The organism is Streptomyces sp. NPDC008317 (assembly GCF_042955955.1).
GTDB lineage: Bacteria > Actinomycetota > Actinomycetes > Streptomycetales > Streptomycetaceae > Actinacidiphila.
Window position 1 is genome coordinate 688,823 of sequence record NZ_JBIBFQ010000003.1, and the last position, 22,737, is coordinate 711,559.

Here is a 22,737-nt window from a genome sequence, read left to right on the forward strand (position 1 = left end):
CGGGGCCGGGTCAGGGGGTGGGGAGGTAGCCGGTGGTGTGGCCGTGGGTGAGGTAGCGGGTGAGGACCGTGTCGGTCAGGGGCGGCAGGTGGACGCCCGCGGCGGCGGCTTGCGCGGCGGTGCGCCGGGAGTCGAAGCGGCGGTGGTGGGAGGGGGCGGAGCCGGCGGGCGGGGTGTCGTCGCCGAGCAGGAGCTGGGCGGCGTTGTCGGGCTGCGCCGCCACGCGGGAGCGCCACCGTGCCACCGGGACGGTGGGCAGGTCGTGGCCCAGGCGGGCGGCCACTTCGAAGACGGTCCGCAGGTCGGGGGCGTCCGGGTTGGTGAGGTGGTACACGGGCATGGCGGTACTGGTCCCGGCGGAGCGGGCCAGTGCCACGACGGCCGCGCTGACGTAGTCGACGGGTATCCAGTCGGTCGAGCCGTGCGGCAGGTCCGGCACCGCCCCGGCCTGGAGGCAGCCCTTGATGAGCTGCCAGAGCAGGTCGCGGTCCTGGCAGGCGCCGGTGGCGGTGTCGCCGCTGATCCGGCCGGGGCGGTAGACGGTGACCGGCAGGCCGCGGGCGCGCGCCAGGCCGACGATCCCCTCGGCCACCCACTTGCTCTGCGCGTAGCCGCCCGGCAGGTCGGCGGCCGGGCCGGTCGGCGTCGACTCCGTGACGGGCGCGGCGTCGGGATCGGACGACGGGGCGTAGACGCTCGTGGTCGAGATGTAGTGCATGCCCGGTGAGCCGGAGTCGGCGAGCAGCCGCAGCAGTTCCTCGGTACCGGCCACGTTGGGGGCGCGCAGATCGCCGTACGGGGCGGCGAAGTTGACCCGGGCGCCGTTGTGCAGCACGGGGCCGAGGCGGCGGGCCAGGGCGGCGCGGTCGTCGGGCGACAGGCCGAGGCCGGGGGCGGCCAGGTCGCCGGGGACGGGACGGACCAGGTCGGCGTAGGCGGGGCGCCAGAGGCCGTAGCGCTCCAGGTTGGCCCGCAGCCGGTGCGCCGCGTGGTCCGGGCCGTCGGCGCGGACCAGGCAGTCGACGGGGCCGTCCGTGGCCTCGATGAGGTCGCGCAGCAGGAACGCGCCGAGGAAGCCGGAAGCGCCGGTCAGCAGGGGGCGGGCGGCGGGGCGGGAGCGGGTGGGAGCGGGCACCGGCGCGGTCCGGCGCGCACCGCCCGTGATGTCGGGGGCGAGCCGGACCTCCGCGAGGAGGTACGACGCGACCGGGTCCAGCGGTCCCTCGCCCGGGCCCTCGCCCGGCCCGGTCGGCGTGGTGTCCGGCGCCGCCGGACCTCTGTCCGCCGCGCCGTCCAGCGACCGGATGACGCCTTCGACCGTCGGCGCCGCGAACAGCGCCCTGAGCGAGGGCCGTCGGCCGCACCGCTCCTCGATCCTGCGGGCCAGGGTCACCGCGAGCAGCGAGTGGCCGCCGAGGGCGAAGAAGTCGTCCGTCACCCCGACCTCGGGCACGCCGAGCGTCTGCGCGAACGCCGCGCACAGCTCGCGTTCGCGGTCGGTGGCCGGGGGCCTGGACGCGGCGGGCGCGGCGTGACCGGGCGCGGGCAGGGCACGACGGTCGGTCTTCCCGTTGGGGGTGACCGGCAGCGCGTCGAGCCGGACGCACGCGGCCGGGATCATGTGGCCGGGCAGCGTGTCGGCGAGCCGGGCGCGGATCGCCGCCTCGTCGGGGGCCGTCTCGCCGCGCGCGGCCACGGTGTAGGCGACCAGGCGCCGGTCGCCCGGCCGGTCCTCGCGGACGACGACGCAGGCCGCCGCGACGCCGGGCAGCGCCGTGATCGCGGCCTCGATCTCACCGGGTTCCACCCGGAATCCGCGGAGCTTGACCTGGTCGTCGACCCGGCCGACGTAGACGATCTGGCCCTCGGCCGTACGGCGCACCAGGTCGCCGGTGCGGTACATACGGCCGCCGGAGCGGTCGAACGGGTCGGCCACGAAGCGGGACGCGGTGAGGGCGGCCCGGCCGAGGTAGCCGCGGGCCAGTCCCGCGCCCGACACGTACAACTCGCCGATGACACCGGACGGGACGGGTGCCAGCCGGTCGTCCAGTACGTGCACGCGGGTGCCGTCCACGGGCAGGCCGATGGGGACCGTGCGGTCGGGGGCGAGGGCGCCGTCCGCCTGCTGGAAGCCGCTCATGGTGGCGCAGACGGTCGTCTCCGTGGGGCCGTAGGCGTTGACGAGGTACCGCTCGCGCGCCCAGGCCCGCGCCAGCTCCGGCGGGCACGCCTCGCCCGCGAGCACCAGGGTGATCCCGGTGGGCAGGGAGCCGGGCTCCATCACCGCGAGCGCGGCCGGGGGCAGCGTGAGGTGGGTGACGCCGCGCGTGCGGACGGCGGCCGCGAGGGCGGGTCCCGGCAGCAGGGCCTCGCGTTCCCCGATCTCCAGGCAGGCGCCGGACAGCAGCCCCATGCACAGCTCCCAGAACGCGGCGTCGAAGCTGACCGACGCCATCTGGAGGACCCGGCTGCCGGGACCGGCCCGGAGCCGGTCGCGCTGCGTCCTGGCCATGGCGCCGACGCCCTGGTGGGTGACGACCACGCCCTTGGGCCGGCCGGTGGAGCCGGAGGTGTAGATGACGTACGCGGGATGCGACGGGAACGCACGCGGCGGGACGGCGGTGTCCCCGGGCGGCGGGACCGGCTGACCGTCCGCCTCGGGGCTGTCGAGCACCAGGCGCGGTACGGCGGTCTCCGGGAGGCGGGCGCCGACGTCGGCCGTGGTGAGGAGCAGCCGCGGCCCGGCGTCGTCGAGCATGAAGGACAGCCGCTGGGCCGGGTAGTCGGGGTCGAGCGGCAGATAGGCGGCACCGGCCTTGAGGACGCCGAGGAGGGCGACGACGAGGTCGTTGGTCCGGGGCAGCGCGACGGCCACCCGGTCCTCGGGGCCGATGCCCCGCGCGAGGAGACGGCGGGCCAGGGCTTCGGCGCGCGCGTCGAGTTCGGCGTAGCTGAGGGTGGTGGCCGCGTCGCGCACCGCCGGGGCGTCCGGGGCGCGGCGGACCTGCCGGGCGAAGAGTTCGGGGACCGTCGAGCGGGGCAGGTCGTCGGCCGGTCCTGTGCCCAGGGCGGCGATCCGGGCGCGTTCGCCGGGGCCGAGGACGTCGTAGGTCCGCAGCGGGCGGCCGGGGTCGGCGGTGACCTCGCCGAGCAGGACGACGAGGCGCTCGGCGAGCGCGCCGACCGTGGCCTCGGTGAACAGCTCCGTCGCGTAGTCCACGGTCGCGCGCATGCCGCCGGACGGGCCGGACGCGCCGGACGCGTCCTGACCGTCCGCCGTATCCGTATCCGTACCCGTATCCGTATCCGTACCGGCGGGTGTCTCGGTGAAGGTGAACGACAGGTCGAATTTGCTGACGCCCGGATCGACGGGCAGGCCGGAGACGGTGAGGCCGGGCAGGTCGAAGGGGGCGGCGGGGGCGTGGTTCTGGAGCACGAGCATGGTCTGGAAGAGCGGGTGGTGGTTCTGCGAGCGCGCGGGGTTGAGCAGTTCGACCAGCCGCTCGAAGGGGACGTCCTGGTGGGCGTAGGCCGCGAGGTCGGCGTCCTTGACGCGGTCCAGGAGTTCGAGGAACGTCGGGTCGCCCGTCAGGTCCGTGCGCAGCACGAGGGTGTTCACGAAGAAGCCCACGAGGTCGGTCGCGGCCTCGTCGGTGCGTCCGGCGACCGCCGTGCCCAGCGGGATGTCGTCACCGGCTCCGTGCCGGGACAACAGCAGTGACAGGGCCGCCTGGAGCACCATGAAGACCGTGCAGCCGCGGCTGCGGGCGAGGTCGGTGACGCGCCGGGCCACGGCGGGGTCCAGGACGAAGTCGTGGCTGGCGCCGGTGTGCCGGGGGACGGCGGGGCGCGGCAGGTCCCACGGCAGTTCGACCAGGTGCGGCAGGCCGTCCAACGCCTGCTTCCAGTACCGCAGTTGGCGGGCCATGGCGCTGTCGGGGTCCTGCTCGTCGCCGAGCAGCCGGCGCTGCCAGAGCGTGAAGTCGGCGTAGTCGACGGGCGGTTCGGCCCAGGCCGGGGCCCGCCCGCCGACGCGGGCGCGGTAGGCGGCGGCGAGGTCACGGGCGAGGGGCGCCATGGAGGACCCGTCGGAAGCGATGTGGTGGATCACCAGGACCAGGACGTGGGCGTCGTCGGCCAGCCGCAGCACAGTCGCCCGCAGCGGCAACTGCCGCTCGATGTCGATCGGTTCGGCCGCCGCGGACCTGACCCGGTCGTGCAGCTTGTCCGGCTCGACGGTCTCCGCGGCCAGGACGAGGCGGACGTCGTCGGCCGCCGTGATGAGCTGGCGCGGTCCGCCGTCGTGCTCGGGGAAGACCGTGCGCAGCGCGGAGTGCCGGACGACGACATCGCGCAGGGCCCGGCGCAGCGCGCCGGTGTCGAGGGGCCCGTCCAGGCGTACGGCGAAGGGGATGTTGTACGTCGCCGAGGGCCCTTCGAGGCGGTGCAGGAACCACAGGCGGCGCTGGGCGTACGACAGCGGGAGGACGGCAGGGCGGGGCTGGGGGACGAGCGCGGGCCGCGCCGGGCGGCGCGCGTCCTTCAGCGCGGTCGCGAGGGCGGCGGCGGTGGGGTGGTCGAACAGCGTGCGGATCTCGGTCTCGGCGGCCAGGGCGGTCCGGATGCGGCCCACCAGGCGGGTGGCGAGCAGCGAGTGGCCGCCGAGCGCGAAGAAGCTGTCGTCCGGGCCGACCCGGGGCACCCCGAGCACGTCGGCGAACAGGCCGGTCAGGATCTCCTCGTGGGCGTCGCGCGGGGCCCGGACCGGGGCCAGGTCAGGGGCGGCGGGCGCGGGGAGGGCCGCCCGGTCCAGCTTGCCGTTGACGGTCAGCGGGAAGCCGTCGAGCACCTGGATCGCGGTCGGCACCATGTAGCCGGGAAGGTGGCTGCCGACGTGCGCGGTGAGCAGGTCGGGGTCGGGGGTGCGGCCGGGCGCGGGGACGACGTACGCGGCGAGTCCGCGACCGCCGGGCAGGTCCTCGCGCACCATGACGCAGGCGGACCGCACCGACGGGTCGGCGCGCAGCACCGCCTCGATCTCGCCGGGCTCGATGCGGTGGCCGCGCAGTTTGACCTGCTGGTCGGCCCGTGCGACGTACTGGAGGACGCCGTCGGGCTGTTGGCGCACGAGGTCGCCGGTGCGGTACATGCGGTCCCCGGTGGCGGCGAACGGGTCGGCGACGAAGCGGGTGGCCGTCAGGGCGGGCCGCTCCAGGTAGCCGCGCGCCACGCCGGGGCCCGCGACGTACAGTTCGCCCTCGGCTCCCGGCGGGACCGGGCGCAGCGCGGCGTCCAGGACGTAGGCGCGGGTGCCGTCGGTGGGGCCGCCGATCGGCGGCGCGCCGTCGGGGCCGTCCTCGGGGCGCACTTGGTGGCGGGTGGCGAAGGTGGTCGTCTCGGTGGGCCCGTACACATTGAGGACGGCGGTGCCGGGGTGGGCGGCGGCCAGGCGTTGCAGGACGCCGGGGGCGGCGGCCTCGCCGCCCGAGGCGACCGTGCGGAGCAGGCCGAGCGCGTCCGGGTCGGCCTCGGCGACGAGGTTGAACAGGGAGGTGGTCAAGAACGCCGACGTCAGGCCGTGCCGGGCCACGAGGTCCCGGAGCACGGCGGGCTGGAGGGGGCCGGGCGGGGCCACGACGACCCGGCCGCCGCTGAGCAGCGGCGCCCACATCTCGAAGGTGGAGGCGTCGAAGACGTACGCCGAGTGCAGCAGGACGGCGTCGGCCGCGCCGCCGTGCCAGACGCGGTCGGCGGCCAGCGCGGCGATGTCGGCGTGGGTGACGCCGACGGCCTTGGGCAGGCCGGTGGAGCCCGAGGTGAACATCACGTACGCGAGCCGGGCGCCCCCGGTGACCTCCGGCAGGGTTCCGGGGGCGGCGGGCGCGCCTGCGCGGACCCGACCCGCGGCGTCCACGGTCAGCGTCGGCAGGGCGGTGGCGAGACCGCGGACCCACGGATGGGCGGCGGCGGCCTCGTCGACCACCAGGGCGCGCAGTCCGGCCGCCTCGGCGACACGGGTGAGCCGTTCGTCGGGCCAGCGCGGGTCGAGCGGCACATAGGCGGCGCCCGCGCCCAGCACGGCCAGGGACACGGTGACCTGGGCGGCCGAGCGCTCCGTCATGACACCGACGCGGCTGCCGGACGCGGTGGTGAGCCCGGTCAGGGCGCGGGCCGTCTCCCCCGCGACGTCGGCCAGTTCGCGGTACGACAACGGCTCGCCCGCGCCGGTCACGGCGGACCGGTCGGGGTGGTCGGCGGCGTGGCGCAGCACGGTGTCCCAGACGCTGGTGTCCACGGTGCCGACGGGGAGCGGGGCGCCGCGCCCTAGGGCGAGCAGCCGTTCGCGCTCGCCGTCGAGGAGGACGTCGACGGTGTCGGCGCGGCGGTCGAGGCCGTCGGCCATCGCGGTCAGCACGCGCCGCACGCGGGCGACGGTGCGGGCCACGTCGTCGTGGTCGAGGACGGCGGCCCGGTAGCCGAAGGTGATCCTCAGCCGGTCGCCCGGCGCGATGGTGAGGGTGAGCGGGTAGTGGGCGGCGTCCGTGCCGGTGAAGCCGGTGAGGTCGAGGCCGGGCAGTCCGCGCCGGGCGGTGCTCAGCGCGGCGGCGTCCACCGGGTAGTTCTCGAAGACCGCGAGGGTGTCGAAGAGTTCGTCCAGTCCGGTGACGCCGCGGATCTCGGTCAGGCCCAGGTACTGGCTGTCCAGGAGGCGGCCCTGTTCGGCCTGGAGCCTGGTCAGGAGCGCGGCCAGGGTCTCGCCGGGCTCCAGGCGCAGCCGTACCGGCACGGTGTTGATGAACAGGCCGATCATCGATTCGACGCCGGGTATCTCGGGCGGGCGGCCGGAGACGGTGGTGCCGAAGACGATGTCGTCGCGCCCGGTGAGGTGCGTCAGCAGCAGTCCCCAGGCGCCCTGGACCAGGGTGTTGACGGTGAGCCGGTGGGCGCGGGCGGTCTCGCGCAGCCGGGCCGTGGTGGCCGCGTCCAGGTCGAGGACGAGCGTTCCGGGCAGGTCGTCGGTGGCGGCCGTCCGCGTCCGGCCGGGCCCGGCGAGCAGGGTCGGGGCCTCCAGGCCCGCCAGGGCGGTGCGCCAGGTGTCCAGGGCGGCGGCGCGGTCCTGCCGGGCCAGCCAGGCCAGGTAGGTCCGGTAGGGGGTGGGGCGGGGCAGCGCGGTGTCGTCGCCGCGGCTCGCGTACAGCTCGAACAGCTCCCGTACCAGCAGCGGTGTCGACCAGCCGTCGAGCAGGATGTGGTGGCTCGTCATGACCAGCCGCGACTGACGGGGGGCGGTGCGCACCAGGGTGAACCGCATCAGCGGCGGGGAGGTGAGGTCGAAGCGCCGGGTCCGGTCGGCGGCGAGGAACGCGCCGAGCCGTTCGCCCGCCGCCACGCCGTCCCGCCCGGTCAGATCGAGTTCCTCCAGCGGTACGGGGACGGTGGCGGCGACCGCCTGTACCGGCTCGTCCAGGTCCTCGTGCAGGAAACCGACCCGCAGGTTGGCGTGCCGCCGCAGCAGGGCGCCGATGGCGGCGCGCAGCGCGGCGACGTCGACGGCGCCTTCGAGGTCGAAGACGAACTGCGCGGTGTAGACGTCCACGGCGGCGGAGTCGTACAGCGCGTGGAAGAGCATCCCCGACTGAAGCGGTGTCAGCGGAAGTACGTCCTCCAACTGGAACCCGGTCACTTGTGTCCACCCCACTTGTTCTGAAGCCGGTCGATCTGGGCCTGGTCGAGCGAGACCAGCGGTAGGTCGGAGGGCGTGTAGCCGCCCGCGTCGGGTTGTTCGGTGTGCTCGGCGATGGCGCGCAGGGCGCGGCCGAAGGCGTCGGACAGGGCGTCGATCTCCTCTTCCCCGATCAGGTCGGCGGCCCACGTCCACCGGGTCACCAGGCGCGGGCCGTCGGGCAGGTCCTCGGTGTGCGCGTTGATGTCGAGGACGTGGTGGACGGGCATGTCCGGGTCCTGGGCGCGTGGGCCGCCGCCGTCGAGCAGCACTTCCCAGTCGGCGCCCGCGTCCTGCCGCGCGGCCCCGGCGGTGTCCTGGTGCGAAGTGGTGTACCGGCCGAGGTAGTTGAAGCCGATCTGCGGTTCCGGCAGGGCGGCGAGCCGGGGGCGGGTGGCCGGGTTGAGGTGGCGCAGCATCCCGAATCCGAGGCCGTGGTCGGGCACGGCCCGCAACTGCTCCTTGACGCGTTTGAGCGCGCGGTCCACGAGCGCGGGGCCGAAGCGCCCGGGGTCGCGGGGATCGACGGGTCCCGGATCGACGCTGACCGGGTAGAGGCTGGTGAACCAGCCGACGGTACGGGACAGGTCGACGTGGTCGGCGATCTGCTCGCGTCCGTGGCCCTCGACGTCGAGCAGCACGCCGGTGCCGCCGGGCAACGGGCCGCCGTCTGCCGCCCGTTGGGCCTGCCAGGAGTTCAGGGCGAGGGCGAGGCCGGTGAGCAGGACGTCGCCGACTCCCGCGTGGAAGGCGGCGGGCACGTCGGTGAGCAGCGGCGCGGTCCAGGTGGCGGGCAGCCGGGTGGTCACCGTGCGGGTCCGGTCGGCGGTGTCCAGGTCGGGGTGGAGCGGCCGGTTTCCCAGGCGGGGCGCGGGGGTGCTCAAGGCCCTTTCCCACAGCGGGAGTTCCGCTTCGCGCGCCGGTTCCAGCGCCTGGGCGGCGAGCAGCCGCGCCCAGCCGCGGTAGGTCGTGCCGACGGCGGGCAGGCCGTCCTCGGGCGGACCCGAGGTGACGGCGTGCCAGGCGGTGGCGAGGTCTTCGGCGAGGACGCGCCAGGAGACGGCGTCGACGGCGAGGTGGTGCACGACCAGCAGCAGCCGTCCGCGCGCGTGCGGTCCCGCGTCGCACCAGACCGCCTCGATCACGTGGCCGTGCGCGGGCCGCAGCCGCCGCCGGGCCCGCTCCCCCGCCTCGGCGAGGACGGTGCGGACGGCGTCGGCGTCGAGCCCCGCGACATCGACACGGGTGAGGCGTCGGCGGATGCTCACGGCGCCGGGCGGCAGCACGTCGAGCACGGGGCCGTCCTCGCCGGTCCTGACGGCCCGCAGCCGGAGCGTGTCGTGGTGGTCGATGAGGCGCTGGAGCGTGGCGGCGACGCTGTCCTCGTCGGCTCCCGCGGGTGTGCGCAGCACCCCTGACTGGTTGTACCCGTCGATGGTGCCGGGCCGTCGCAGCAGCCACGCGGCGATGGGCGTGGCCGGCAGTTCGCCGGAGCCGGGTACGGCCTGGGCCGGCACGTCCTGGCCGAGGGTTCGGGCGACGGCCGCGATCGCCTCGGGCGTGCGGTGCGCGAACACGTCGCGCGGTGTGACGCTCAGCCCGGCCTCCCGTGCGCGGCTGACGAGCTGGATCGAGAGGATGCTGTCGCCGCCGAGACCGAAGAAGTCGTCGTCGGTCCGGACGGTGTCGGTGTGCAGCAGCGCGGCGAAGGCCTCGCAGAGCACGCGCTCGGACGCGGTGCGCGGCTGTCCTCCGGGCCGGGCGGCGGCGGGCCGGGCCGGGGCGGGCAGCGCCTTGCGGTCGGTCTTTCCGTTGGGCAGCAGGGGCAGCGCGTCCAGCGGGACGAAGACGGCGGGTGTCATGTAGGCGGGCAGTTCCGCGGCCAGGCGGTCGCGCAGTTCGCGGTCGGTGGGGGCGCCGGGCCGGTCGGGGACGGTGTAGGCGACCAGGCGCCGCTCCCCCGGTATGTCCTCGCGGACCAGTACGCACGCGGCGGCGATCCCGTCCAGGCCGGTGAGGGCGGCCTCGATCTCGCCGGGTTCGATGCGCAGGCCGTTGAGCTTGACCTGTTCGTCGGCGCGGGCGACGAAGGTGAGCTCGCCGTCGGCGCCGTATCTGACGAGGTCGCCCGTGCGGTACATCCGGGCGCCGCCGGGTCCGTGCGGGTCGGCGACGAACCGCGCCGCGGTCAGCGCCGGGCGGCCGAGGTAGCCGCGGGCGAGGCCGTCGCCCGCGAGGTACAGCTCCCCGGTGACGCCGGGCGGCACGGGCTGGAGGCCGCTGTCGAGAACGTAGGCGCGGGTGTTGTCGACGGGGCGGCCCAGCGGGACGCTCTCCCCGTACCCGTCGGTGTCCTGCCGCCCGTCCCACCGGTGGGCGGTGGCGTCGATGGTGGCCTCGGTCGGGCCGTAGAGATTGTGCACCCGCGCCCGCCAGTCGCGGCCGACGCGCTCCGCCAGTGTCCGGGTCAGCGGCTCGCCGCCGCACAGCACCGCGCGCAGGCTCCCGGGCGCGTCGCCGGGGTCGGTCTCGGCCAGCAGGAGCGAGAGGTGCGAGGGCACGAACTGCGCGACGGTCACCTCCGTCTCGCGCATCAGGGCCAGCAGTCCCGCCGGGTCGTGGTTGGCCGCGGGCGGGACGGGGCAGGTGGCACCGCCGTGGAGCAGCGGCAGCCAGGTCTCCCAGACGGAGGCGTCGAAGCTCGGTGAGGTGCGGGCGAGGACCCGGTCGTCGTCGGTGAGTTCGAGGTGGGCGGCCATCCACGCCATGTGGTTGGTGACGGAGCCGTGGGTGACGACCACGCCCTTGGGGCGCCCGGTGGAGCCCGAGGTGTAGATGACGTACGCCGCGTCGCGCGGGTCGGCCGCCACAGCATTCCGACCGGCCGCGCCGGTGCTCACGGCCCCCGGGTCCACGTCCACGTCCAGGTCCAGGACGGGTACGGGCAGGTCCTGCGGCGCGGTGGCCCCGCGGGTGAGCAGCAGTACGGGACGGGCGTCGTCGATCATGAAGGCGATACGGGCCCGCGGGTACTCGGGGTCGACCGCGAGATAGGCCGCCCCGGCCTTGGCCACCGCCAGCATGGCGACCGTCTGGTCCGCGGTGCCGGGCATCGCGAGGGCGACCAGGTCGCCGCGGCCGACCCCGCGACCGCGCAGGCGGTCCGCCAACTGGTCGGAGAGCGCGTCGAGTTCGGTGAAGGTCAGGGTCCGCGCGCCCGCGCGCACCGCGACGGCCTCCGGGGTCCGGGCGCGCTGGGCCTCGAACGCCGAGGGGATCGTGCCCGCCGCGGGCCGGAGCGGGCCGTGCCCGGCCGCCAGCAGCGCCGCCCGCCGGTCGGCGGCCAGGACGGGGGCGGTGTGCACCGGCCGCTCCGGCTCGGCGGCGAGCGCGCCGAGGAGCCGGGTGAGGCGGTCGGCCAGGCCGTGCGCGGTGGAGTGGGCGAACAGTTCGGTGGAGAACTCCAGGACCGCGTCGAGACCGGCGGGCGCGTTCGCCTCGTCGCGCTTCTCGGTGAAGGTGAACGTCAGGTCGAACTTGCTGATGCCGGTGCCGACCCGCTGCCCGGTCACGGTGAGGCCGGGCAGGTCCACGGCGGCGTCGGCCTGGTTCTGGAGCGCGACCATGGTCTGGAAGAGCGGGTGCCGGTTCTGGGCGCGGACCGGGTCGAGGCTGTCCACCAGGCGTTCGAACGGAATGTCCTGGTGGGCGTAGGCGGCCAGGTCGAACTCCCGCACGCGGTCGAGCACTTCGCCGAAGGTGGGGTTCCCCGACAGGTCGGTGCGCAGCACGAGGGTGTTGACGAAGAAGCCCACCAGGTCGTCCAGGGCCTCGTCGGTGCGCCCGGCCACGGGGGTGCCGAGCGGGATGTCCTCGCCCGCGCCGTGCCGGGAGAGCAGCACCGCCACACCGGCCTGGAGCACCATGAACAGGCTGCACCCGCGGGCGCGGGCGAGGTCCGCCAGCGCCCGATGGGTACCGGCGTCCACGGCGAAGGAGAACGCGTCGCCGCGATGCGAGGTGACGTCGGGGCGCGGCCGGTCGTACGGCAGGTCGAGCAGTTCGGGAGCGCCGTCGAGCGCGCCGCGCCAGAAGTCCAGTTGGCGCGCGGCCCGGCTGGACGGGTCGTCCTCGGCGCCGAGCAGTTCCCGCTGCCACAGCGTGTAGTCGGCGTACTGCACGGCGAGTTCGGTCCAGCCGGGCTCCTCGCCCGCGACGCGGGCCCGGTACGCCAGGCCCAGGTCACGGGCGAGCGGGGCCAGCGACCAGCCGTCGCCCGCGATGTGGTGGACCAGCAGGACCAGGACGTGGGCGTCGTCGGCCAGCCGCAGCAGCCTCGCCCGCAGCGGGAGGCCGGTGCTCACGTCGAAGGTGTGCGCCACCTCCGCGCTCAGCGCCTCGTCCAGCCGTCCGGGGTCGGTGTCGCGCGGCGCGAGGTCGATGTCCGCGTCGTCGGCGGCGCGCACCACCTGGCGTGCCACGCCCCGTGTGTCGGGGAAGACCGTGCGCAGGCTCTCGTGCCGCTCGACGACGTCGGCCACGGCGCTCGCGAGGGCGTCCGCGTCGAGCGGACCGTCCAGCCGCAGCACCATCGGCACGTTGTACGTGGCGCTGGGCCCCTCGAACCGGTTGAGGAACCACAGCCGTTGCTGCGCGAAGGACAGCGGCAGCGGGTCGGGGCGGGAGGCGGCCCGCAGCAGCGGCGTCCTGGCCCGCCGCGCGTCGTCGAGAGCGTCGGCGAGCCGGGCCGGGGTGGGGTGCTCGAACAGGGCTCTGACCTCGATCTCCACACCGAGCGCGGTGCGGACGCGGGCGGCGAGGCGGGTGGCGAGCAGCGAGTGGCCGCCCAGTGCGAAGAAGTCGTCGTCGGCCGCCGCGGCGGGCAGTCCGAGGACGTCGGCGAACAGGCCGCGGACGATCTCCTCGCGGGCGGTGCGGGCGGCCGTCGTGCGGACCGGCGCGCGGCGGGCGGGTTCGGGGAGCGCGTGCCGGTCGACCTTGCCGTTGGGGGTCAGCGGCAGCGTGTCGAGGAGGACGAACGCCGACGGCACCATGTAGGCGGGCAGCGAGTGGCCGAGGGCGCTCGCGAGCGCACCGGCCTCCGGGCGGCCGTCGGCCGCGGGCACCACGTAGGCCACGAGCCGGCGGTCACCGGGGGTGTCCTCCCTGACCATGGCGAAGGCGTCGGCGACCCCCTCGCAGCCTGCCAGCGCCCCTTCGATCTCGCCCAGTTCGATGCGGTAGCCGCGCAGCTTGACCTGGCCGTCGGCGCGGCCGACGTACTCCACGTGGCCGCCCGGGGTCCAGCGCACGAGGTCTCCGGTGCGGTACATCCGGCCGCCCCCCGTACCGAACGGGTCGGCCACGAAGCGCGTGGCGGTCAGGTCGGGGCGGCCGATGTACCCGCGCGCCACGCCGCGTCCTGCCAGGTACAGCTCGCCCGTGACACCGGGCGGCACCGGACGCAGGTGGTGGTCGAGGACGTGACCGCGCATGCCGTCCAGCGGGCGGCCGATGGGCGGCGGCCCGGTCGGCAGATCCTCGGTGACCTGGTGGCGGGTGGCGAAGGTGGTGGTCTCGGTGGGCCCGTACACGTGCAGGAGTCGCGCTCCGGGCGCGACCCGGGCGACGCGCTGCATCAGGTCGGGCGAGGCCAGTTCACCACCGGCGCAGACGAGCCGCAGCCCCGCGAAGGCGCCGGGATCGGTCTCCGCGATCACGTTGAACAGGGCGGTGGTCAGGAAGACGGCGGTCACGCCGTGCTCGTGGACGGCGTGGTCGAGGACGTGTGCCTCCAGGGCGCCTTCGGGTGCGACGACGATCCGGCCGCCGCTGAGCAGCGGCGCCCAGATCTCGAACGTCGAGGCGTCGAAGACGTACGCCGAATGCATCAGCACCGCTTCCACCGCGCCGTCGTGCCACGCGGAGTCGGCCGCCAGCGCCAGGACGTCCCCGTGCGTGACGCCGACTCCCTTGGGCAGACCGGTCGAGCCCGAGGTGAACATGACGTACGCCAGGGTCGCGGGGCCGGGCACGGGGGCCGGGGCGGCGGGGCGACGCGCTCCGGACAGCACCCGGCCGAGCCGGTCCACGACCACGACCGGCGTCCCGGCGGCGGCGACCCGGGGCGATCGCGCGGCCTCCTCGCCGACGACGAGGAGGCGGATGTCCGCGATGTCGGCGACCTGGCTGTGGCGTTCGTCGGGCCAGCGCCCGTCGAGGGGGACGTAGGCGGCGCCGGAGCGGACGATGCCGAGGGACACCGACACCACCGCGGCGGACCGGTCGAGCAGCACACCGACCCGTGTCTCCGGACCGGCCCCGAGACCGGCGAGCACCCCGGCGAGGTCGGCCGAGATCCGGTCGAGTCCCGCGTAGTCGAGGGTGGTGTCGTCGGCGACGACGGCCACGGCGTCCGGCGTGCGCCGCGCCTGGGCGGCGAAGGCGGCGGTCAGGGTGCCGTCCTCCGGGCCGGTCGGCAGGGCGCGGCCGGTGCCCCAGCGCGTGATGCGGGTGTGTTCGTCCGGCGTCATCAGGTCGTACGCGGCCAGGCGCAGGTCCGGATCGGCCACGACCTGTTCCAGCAGCCCGACCAGGCGCGCGGCGAGGGTTTCGACGGTGGCACGGTCGAAGAGGGCGGTGGCGTACTCGATTCCGGCGCTCAGGGAGCCGTCCGCATCGGGGGCCCCCGCGGGCTCCTCGGTGAAGGCGAAGGTGAGGTCGAACTTGCTCAGGCCGTTGTGGACGAGGCGGTCCTCGACGGTGACGCCGGGCAGGTCGGGGCGGGGACTGTCCTGGTTCTGCAGGACGAGCATGGTCTGGAACAGCGGGTGGTGGTCGCGCGCTCTGGCGGGGTTGAGCTCCTCCACCAGCCGCTCGAAGGGTATGTCCTGGTGCGCGTAGGCCGTCAGGTCGAACTCCCTGACACGGGTGAGGAGTTCGGCGAAGGTGGGGTCGCCGGACAGGTCGGTGCGCAGCACGAGGGTGTTGACGAAGAACCCGACCAGGTCTTCGAGCGCCTCGTCCGTGCGGCCCGCCACCGGGGTGCCGAGCGGGATGTCGTCCCCGGCGCCGTGCCGGCTCAGCAGGGTGGCGACGGCCGCCTGGAGCACCATGAACAGGCTGCTCCCCGACTGCCTGGCCAGCTTCAGCAGGCCGTCGCGCACGGCGGGCGGCACGTCGAAGGCGTGCACCGCGCCCCTCGGGTCGACGACGGCCGGGCGCGGCCGGTCCGAGGGCAGGTCGATCAGGACGGGCAGCCCGTCGAGGGCGGCGCGCCAGTGGTCGAGCTGTTCCCGCAGCAGGCTGTCGCCGTGGGCGGCGGGGTCCTCGACGGCGCTGTCGCTTCCGCCGTCGGCGAGAAGGGCGTGCTGCCACAGGGTGTAGTCGGCGTACTGGAGCCGCGGGCCGGGCGCCGTGCCGTCCCCTTCGCCCGCCAGGCGCGCCCGGTAGGCGTCGCCGAGGTGGCGGGCGAGCGGGGCCAGCGACCAGCCGTCTCCCGCGATGTGGTGCAACACCAGGACCAGGACGTGGTGTTCGGGCGCGGAGCGCAGCAGCAGCGCGCGCAGCGGCAGGTCGGTCCCGACGTCGAACGGCTCCTGTACGGCGTCCAGGACGGCCGCCTCCAGCCGCGAGGGGGCGGTGCTCGTGACGGGCAGCGCGGGCGCGGCCGTGTCGGCCGGCAGGATCAACTGGTGCGGTACGCCGTCCCGTTCGGGGAACACCGTGCGCAGCGCCTCGTGCCGGGCGACGGTGTCGCGCAGCGCGCCGCGCAGGGCGTCCGCGTCCAGGGCGCCCCGCAGTTGCAGGACGAGCGGGATGTTGTACGTGGAGCTGGGGCCCTCCAGCCGGTTGAGGAACCACAGGCGGCGCTGGGCGAACGACAGCGGCAGCGGGTCGGGCCGCCGCGTGACGGGCAGCACCGCGGGTCGGCGGCGGCCCGGCGTGTCCAGGACGCGGGCCAGCTCCTCGACGGTCGGGTGCTCGAACAGCGTGCGCAGGGTGACGTCGGCGTGCAGCAGGGTGCGGATACGGCTGACGACGCGCATCGCGAGCAGGGAGTGCCCGCCGAGGTCGAAGAAGCTGTCCCCGGGCCGTACTTGGGGCACTTCGAGGACGTCGGCGAAGATCCCGGCGAGCAGTTCCTCCTGGAAGGTGCGCCGTCCCGGTGCGCTCGGGCCGCCGGTGCCCGCGGCGGGCTCGGGCAGGGCGCGGCGGTCCACCTTGCCGTTGGGCAGCAGCGGAAGGGCGTCGAGCACGACGACCGCCGAGGGGACCATGTGGTGGGGCAGCGTCCCGGCGAGCGCGTCGCGCAGGCCGGGACCCTGCGGTGCCGGGTCGCCGGTGACGGCGTACGCGACCAGGACGGGCCTGCCGGGGACGTCCTCGCGGACGACGGCGCAGGCGGCCGTGACGCCGGGCAGGGCCGCCAGTTCGGCCTCGACCTCGCCCAACTCGATCCGGAAGCCGCGGAGTTTGACCTGGTCGTCGGCGCGGCCCCGGTATTCGAGCAGGCCGTCGCGGCTCCACCGCACGAGGTCGCCCGTCCGGTACATCCGGGCACCGGCGGCGGAGGTCGGGTCGCCGGGGTCGGCGGTGGCGGCGAGGTCAACGGTGGCGGCTGTTGTGGCGGTGGCGGCGAGGTCGGCGGCGAAGGGGTCGGCGACGAACCGGGCGGCGGTCAGCCCCGGCCGGTCGAGGTAGCCGCGCGCGAGGTTGGGGCCCGCCAGGTACAACTCCCCCGTGACACCCGGCGGGACGGGCCGCAGCCGGTCGTCGAGGACGTACCCGCGCATGGTGTCGACGGGACGGCCGATCGGCACGGTCTCGAACGCGGCGGGCGCGGCGGACGGCTCGTCGGGCGCGGCGGGCCGGGCGTGCGGGCCGGTCGTCGCGTCCGGCACGCGGTGGGCGGTGGCGTCGATGGTCGCCTCGGTCGGCCCGTAGAGATTGTGCGTCGGCACCCGCCACTGGGCGGCGACCTCGGCCGCGACGGCGCGCGGCAGCGGTTCGCCGCCGCACAGCACGGCGCGCAGGTCGGGCAGCGGGGCGTGGCTCCCGGCCTCGGCGAGGACGAGGGCGAGGTGGGAGGGCACGAATTGGGCGAGGGTCACTCCGAACTTGCTCATCCAGGAGACGAGTTCACGGGGTTCCTCGTTGGCCTCGCGCGGCAGCACGCAGACCTCGGCGCCGTTCACCAGCGGGAGCCACACCTCCCAGACGGACGCGTCGAAGCTGGTGGAGGTGCGGGCGAGCACCCGGTCGTCCGCGGTGACGTCCAAGTGCCGCGTCATCCAGGCCATGTGGTTGGCCAGCGCGCCGTGCGGCACGACCACGCCTTTGGGGCGGCCGGTGGAACCTGAGGTGTAGATGACGTACGCGGGGTCGGCCGGATGGGACGGTCTCGGGTCCCGCGCCATGGGGCCGGCCGCCATGTCGGCCGGGTCGTCGAGCGCGAGCCGGGGCGGGCCGCCGACAGGCAGGTCCTCGCGTATCCGCCCGGTGGTGAGCAGCAGGACGGGCCCGGCGTCGTCGAGCATCTGCCGGATGCGCGCCGCCGGGTACCGCGGATCGACGGGCAGGTAGGCCCCGCCCGCCCGCAGGACCGCCAGCATGGCCACCACGGTGTCCACGGACGGCGGTACGGCCAGGGCCACGACGCTCTCGCGGCCGACCCCTCGCTCGCGCAGTACCTGGGCGAGGCTGTCGGCGCGGGCGTCGAGAGCGGCGTAGGTCAGGCTGGCGCCCGCGTCGCGCACGGCGACGGCGCCGGGTGTGCGCAGGGCCCACTCCCGGACCGCCTCGGGCACGGTACGGGTCGGCAGCGGTCGCCGCTCGCCCTGTCCGCGGCCGAGGAGCCGGGCCCGCGCGCCGGGCGCCATCGGCTCCAACGCGCTGACGGTGAGGCCGGGTTCGGCGACGGCCTGGGTGAGGACACGGACGAAGCCGTCGCACAGGTCGCGGGCGGTGTCCGGGTCGAAGAGGTCGGCGGCGTACTCCAGATACCCGCTGATGCCGGCCGCCTCGGCCGGGTCGCCGTCGGGGTCGGGGTCGGCCTCCGTCAGCGAGAGGGTCAGGTCGAATTTGCTGATCCCGGTGTGCGCGGACCGGTCGTGGACGGTGACGCCCGGCAGGTCGAGCCGCGCCTGCCGCTGGCTCTGGAGGACCAGCATGGTCTGGAAGAGCGGGTGGTGGTCGCCCGAGCGCTCCGGGTTCAGCTCCTCCACCAGCCGTTCGAAGGGCAGGTCGGCGTGGCCGAAGGCGGCCAGGTCGAACCGCCCCACCCGGTCCAGCAGTTCGCGGAAGGTCGGGTCGCCGGACAGGTCGGTGCGCAGCACGAGGGTGTTGACGAAGAAGCCGACCAGGTCGTCCAGGGCCTCGTCGGTACGTCCGGCAACCGCGGTGCCCAGCGGGATGTCGGTGCCCGCGCCGTACGCGTGCAGCGTCACCGCGAGGGCCGCCTGGAGGACCATGAACGGGGTACGGCCGCACGCGCGGGCGAGCCGGACCAGCGCCGTGTGCGTGGCGGCGGGCAGTTCGATCGGGTGCGCGCCGCCGCGGTGGGTGGGCACCGCGCGCCGGGGCCGGTCGAGCGGCAGGTCGAGGAGGTCGGGCGCGCCCGCCAACGCCGCCCGCCAGAAGGCGAGTTGGCGTGCGCCCAGGCCGTCCGGGCCGTCGCCGCCGAGCAGTTCGCGCTGCCAGAGCGTGTAGTCGGCGTACTGCACGCGCAACGCGGGCCAGTCGGGGGCGTCCGCGCCCGCGGTCCTGGCCCGGTAGGCGGCTCCGAGGTCACGCACGAGCGGGGCCAGCGACCAGCCGTCGGCGACGACGTGGTGCAGGACGAGGACCAGGACGTGCCGGGCGGGGCCCAGCACGAGCAGGTGGGCGCGCAGCGGGGCGTCCCCTGCGAGGTCGAAGGGGAGCGAGGTCAGGTGCCGTACCGTTTCCTCGGCCCAGGCGGCGGCATGCTCCTGGCCCTGCTCGCGTCCCAGGCCCGCGCCGACTTCCGCGCCTTCCGCGCCTTCCGCGCCGTCGTCGCGTGCTGCCACTGCCCCGCCTGCCCTGTCTGCCCTGTCTGCCCCGTCTGCCCTGCCTGCCCCGTCTGCCCTGCCTGCCCCGCCTTCTTCGGACGGCGCGTGCGCGACCGTGAGCGGGACGAGCGCCGCCGCGTCGGCGCCGTGCCGGATCACCTGCCGGGCGACGCCGTCCTCCTCGGCGAAGACGGTGCGCAGGCTCTCGTGCCGGTCGACCACGTCGGCCAGCGCCTCGCGCAGGGTCCGCACGTCCAGGTCGCCGTCGAGCGCGAGGACGAGCGGGACGTTGTACGTGCTGCCGGGGCGGCCCTCGACGCGGTTGAGGAACCACAGCCGCTGCTGCGCGAAGGACAGCGGCAACGGGTCGGGGCGCTGGCGCGGGGCGAGGACCGGTCCGCGGGCGCGGGCGGTGTCGAGGACCCCGGCGAGGGAGGCGACCGTCGGGTGGTCGAAGAGGGTGCGCAGGTCGAGTTCGGCCCCCAACGCCGCCCGTAACCGGCCGGTGAGCCGGGTGGCCAGCAGCGAATGGCCGCCCAGCGCGAAGAAGTTGTCGTCGATGCCGACGGCGGCCACGCCCAGGACGTCGGCGAACAGCCCGGCGAGCACCTCCTCGCGCGGGGTGCGCGGGGCACGGCCGGTCGCGACCGCGGCCGGCGGCACGGGCAGGGCGCGCCGGTCGACCTTGCCGTTGGGGTTCAGCGGCAGCGCGTCCAGCGGGACGAACACCGAGGGCACCATGTACGAGGGCAGGGCGCGCGTGACGTGCCGGACCAGGGACTCCTCGTCGGGGCGGACGTCGGCCGACGGCACGATATAGGCGGCCAGCCGCCGGTCGCCCGGCGTGTCCTCGCGCACCACGACGCACGCGGCGCGCACACCCGGCGCGGTGAGCAGGACGGACTCGATCTCGGCGGGCTCGATGCGGTAGCCGCGGAGCTTGACCTGGCCGTCCGCGCGGCCGACGTACTCCACCTGGCCGCCCGCGGTCCAGCGCACGAGGTCTCCGGTGCGGTACATCCGGCCGCCCCCCGTACCGAACGGGTCGGCCACGAAACGGGTCGCGGTCAGGTCGGGGCGGCCGACGTAGCCGCGCGCCACACCGGAGCCGCCGACGTACAGCTCCCCCACCACGCCGGGCGGCACCAGGCGCAGGGCGTCGTCGAGCACGTACAGGCGCATGCCGTCCAGGGGCCGGCCGATGGGCGGCGGTCCCGGCAGCGGGTCGGCGGTGACGTGGTGGCGGGTGGCGAAGGTGGTGGTCTCGGTGGGCCCGTACACGTGCAGCACCGTCACGTCGGGCGCGCCGACGGCCACCCGTCGCAGCAGGTCGGGAGCGGCGGCCTCGCCTCCGGAGCAGACCAGGCGCAGTCCGGCGAACGCCGTCGGCTCCTCCTCGGCCACCAGGTTGAACAGGGCGGTGGTCAGGAACAGCGCGGTCACCGCGTGGCGCTCCACCATGTCGCGCAGGACCGGTGCGTGCAGGACGCCTTCGGGTGCGACGACGATCCGGCCGCCGCTGAGCAGCGGCGCCCAGATCTCGAACGTCGAGGCGTCGAAGACGTACGCCGAGTGCATCAGCACCGCTTCCACCGCGCCGTCGTGCCACGCGGAGTCGGCCGCCAGCGCCAGAACGTCCCCGTGCGTGACGCCAACTCCCTTGGGCAGACCGGTCGAGCCCGAGGTGAACATCACGTACGCGAGCCGGTCGGGATGTCCGGCCCTCGGCGGCGGCGTGGGGGACGGCGGCCCGCCGCGGACGACGGCGCCGGTCCTGTCGACGACGACGACCGGCAGACCGGCCGCCGCCTCCTTCACCCACGGCTGCGCGGCGGCGGCCTCGTCGACCACCAGGGCGCGTACGTCCGCGACGCCGCAGACGCCGCTGAGCCGTTCCGCGGGCCAGGCCGGGTCCATCGGCACGTAGGCGGCGCCCGCGCCCACCACGCCGAGGGTGGCGGACACCACCGCGGCCGAGCGTTCCAAGAGCACCGCGACCCGGTCCTCCGCGGCCACGCCCCAGCCCGCCAGGGCGTGGGACAGGGCGTCCGCGGTGCGGGCGAGTTCGCGGTAGGAGAGCGTGCGGGCGCCGTCCACGACGGCCGTCGCGTCCGGGGTCAGGCGCGCCTGGGCGGCGAACGCCTCGGGCAGGTTCGCCGCGGCGGTGCGCGGCGGCAGTTGCGCGCCGCGGCCCTGGGCGAGGACCGCCTCGGCCGCGTCGTCATCCAGGAACGGCAGGTCGCGCAGCAGGGTGTCGGCGTCCGCCGCCGCCAGAGCGGTGAGGAAGGAGACGAGAGCGTGCTGGTGGAGCAGGACGTCGTCGGGGTGGTAGAGCGCCGGGGCGGCGTCCAGCCCGATCAGCGGGCCTATGCCCTCCGACCGTTCGGAGACGAAGAGCGACACGTCGTCGACGGGTCCGATGGACAGCACGCGGGAGGTGGCGGGGCTGCCCGCGAGGTCGAGGTCGAAGTTGTAGGGCATGACGTTGACGACGAGATCGGTCAGGCGCGCGGCGTCGTCGCCCGCGTCCACCTCGCGGGCGAGCTGTTCGCGGGAGTAGCGGCGGTGGCGCAGGGCGCGGGCCATCTCGGCGGACACCGACCGGATCAGGTCGCCGACGGTCCGGTCGGCGGGCAGGCGCAGCCTGATCGGCAGCACGTTGGCCGTCATGCCGACGGCGTGCCGCAGCGCGCTGTGCCGACCGTTCGAGGCCAGCCCGACGGTGACGTCCTCGCGGCCGGTGGCCCGCGCGACGTACGCGGCGGCCGCGCTCACCACGACGGCCGTCCAGGTGGTGCGGCGGGCGGAGCCGAGTCGTCGCAGGCCGTCCAGGACGGCGACGGGCAGCGACTCGCCGGTGTGCAGCGGGGCGGCAGGGCCCGCGCCCGGCGGGGCGGCGTCGCCCGCGTCCGGCAGGTCCGCGGCGCGGCGGCGGATGAGCGGCGCGCCGCCGCGGGCGTCCGCCTCGTCCGCTGTTCGTGCCGTTCCCGCCGGTGCCGCTGTCCCGGCCGTCCCGGCCGCGTCCGTCCCTCGTTCGGCGGTCGGCCCGGCGAAGGTGTCGATCCAGTACGCCCGGTCCGCGCGGTGGCGCTCCGACCCGAGGTACGCCAGCTCGTCCGCCACCAGCTCGCGCAGTGAGGCGGCCGGGAGGTCGACCTCGGCGATGTCCTCGCCGCGGATCGCACGCGCGTAGAGGTCGGCCACGAGGTGGTTGACCACGCCGCCGCTGAGGCCGTCGATGGCTATGTGGTGGTAGCGCACGTACCAGTAGCGCAGCCGGGGGGCCAGACGCAGCAGCGCGAAGTGGTGGGACGGGGCGTCGAGCCGGTCGACGGTGGCCATGTCCCGTGCCATGTACGCCTCGGCCTCGGCCGCCGGGTCCTCCGCCCCGGACAGGTCGATCAGGCGGACCCGGTCGGTCGCGATGGCCGGGCGGTCGGTGACGTACTGCCGGACGCCGTCGTCGCCGGTCTCGAACCGCAGGTGGAGATTGTCGCAGTGGGCGACGGCCCGGCCGAGCGCGGCGGCGAAAAGCGCCTCGTCGAGGTCGCCGCGGATCTCCAGGCATTCCCCGATGTTGTACTTCGGACTGTCCGGATCGATCAACTGCCCGTACCAGACACCTTGCTGGGCCGACGTCAGTTCGAAGAGATCCCGGGAAACGCTGTCCGCCGGGAAGGAACTGTCTTCTGAGAAGGAGCTGTCTTCATGCATGCCGGTCGACCCCTTCGGGGAGATTCTGGAACGGTGCGGAGAAACGACGAAATCAGCCCGTCGATAAAAAGGCCGCCGACGCCGTGCCGAGGGAGGCGGGCCGAAAGCGCGCCCGCGTCATCGCGTCGGGCACTCGGGTTCCGCCGGCGCGGCGATTCGCGGCGAAGGGCGTTCCCTGCCGCGCGCGGCGGATGACGCCGCGAAGGACCGGATGATGGTCCCGGTGAAACACCCGCGACGAAAGAGAGCATTCACGGACCGAAAGTGATC

The 22,737-nt window shown here is 75.4% G+C and carries 2 protein-coding genes; both read right to left on the minus strand.

Going from position 1 to position 22,737, the window contains the following annotated elements; translation table 11 throughout:
- Positions 1-10 precede the first annotated feature (10 nt).
- Positions 11-7,684 (minus strand): amino acid adenylation domain-containing protein, encoded by a 7,674-nt coding sequence (locus tag ACFY9V_RS12665; RefSeq protein WP_391161182.1) that lies wholly within the window; start codon positions 7,682-7,684, stop codon positions 11-13.
- Positions 7,681-22,467, minus strand: coding sequence for an amino acid adenylation domain-containing protein (locus ACFY9V_RS12670; protein WP_391161185.1), 14,787 nt, complete (start codon positions 22,465-22,467; stop codon positions 7,681-7,683). The genes ACFY9V_RS12665 and ACFY9V_RS12670 overlap by 4 nt, the downstream gene beginning before the upstream one ends.
- Between the last annotated feature and the right edge of the window lie 270 nt (positions 22,468-22,737).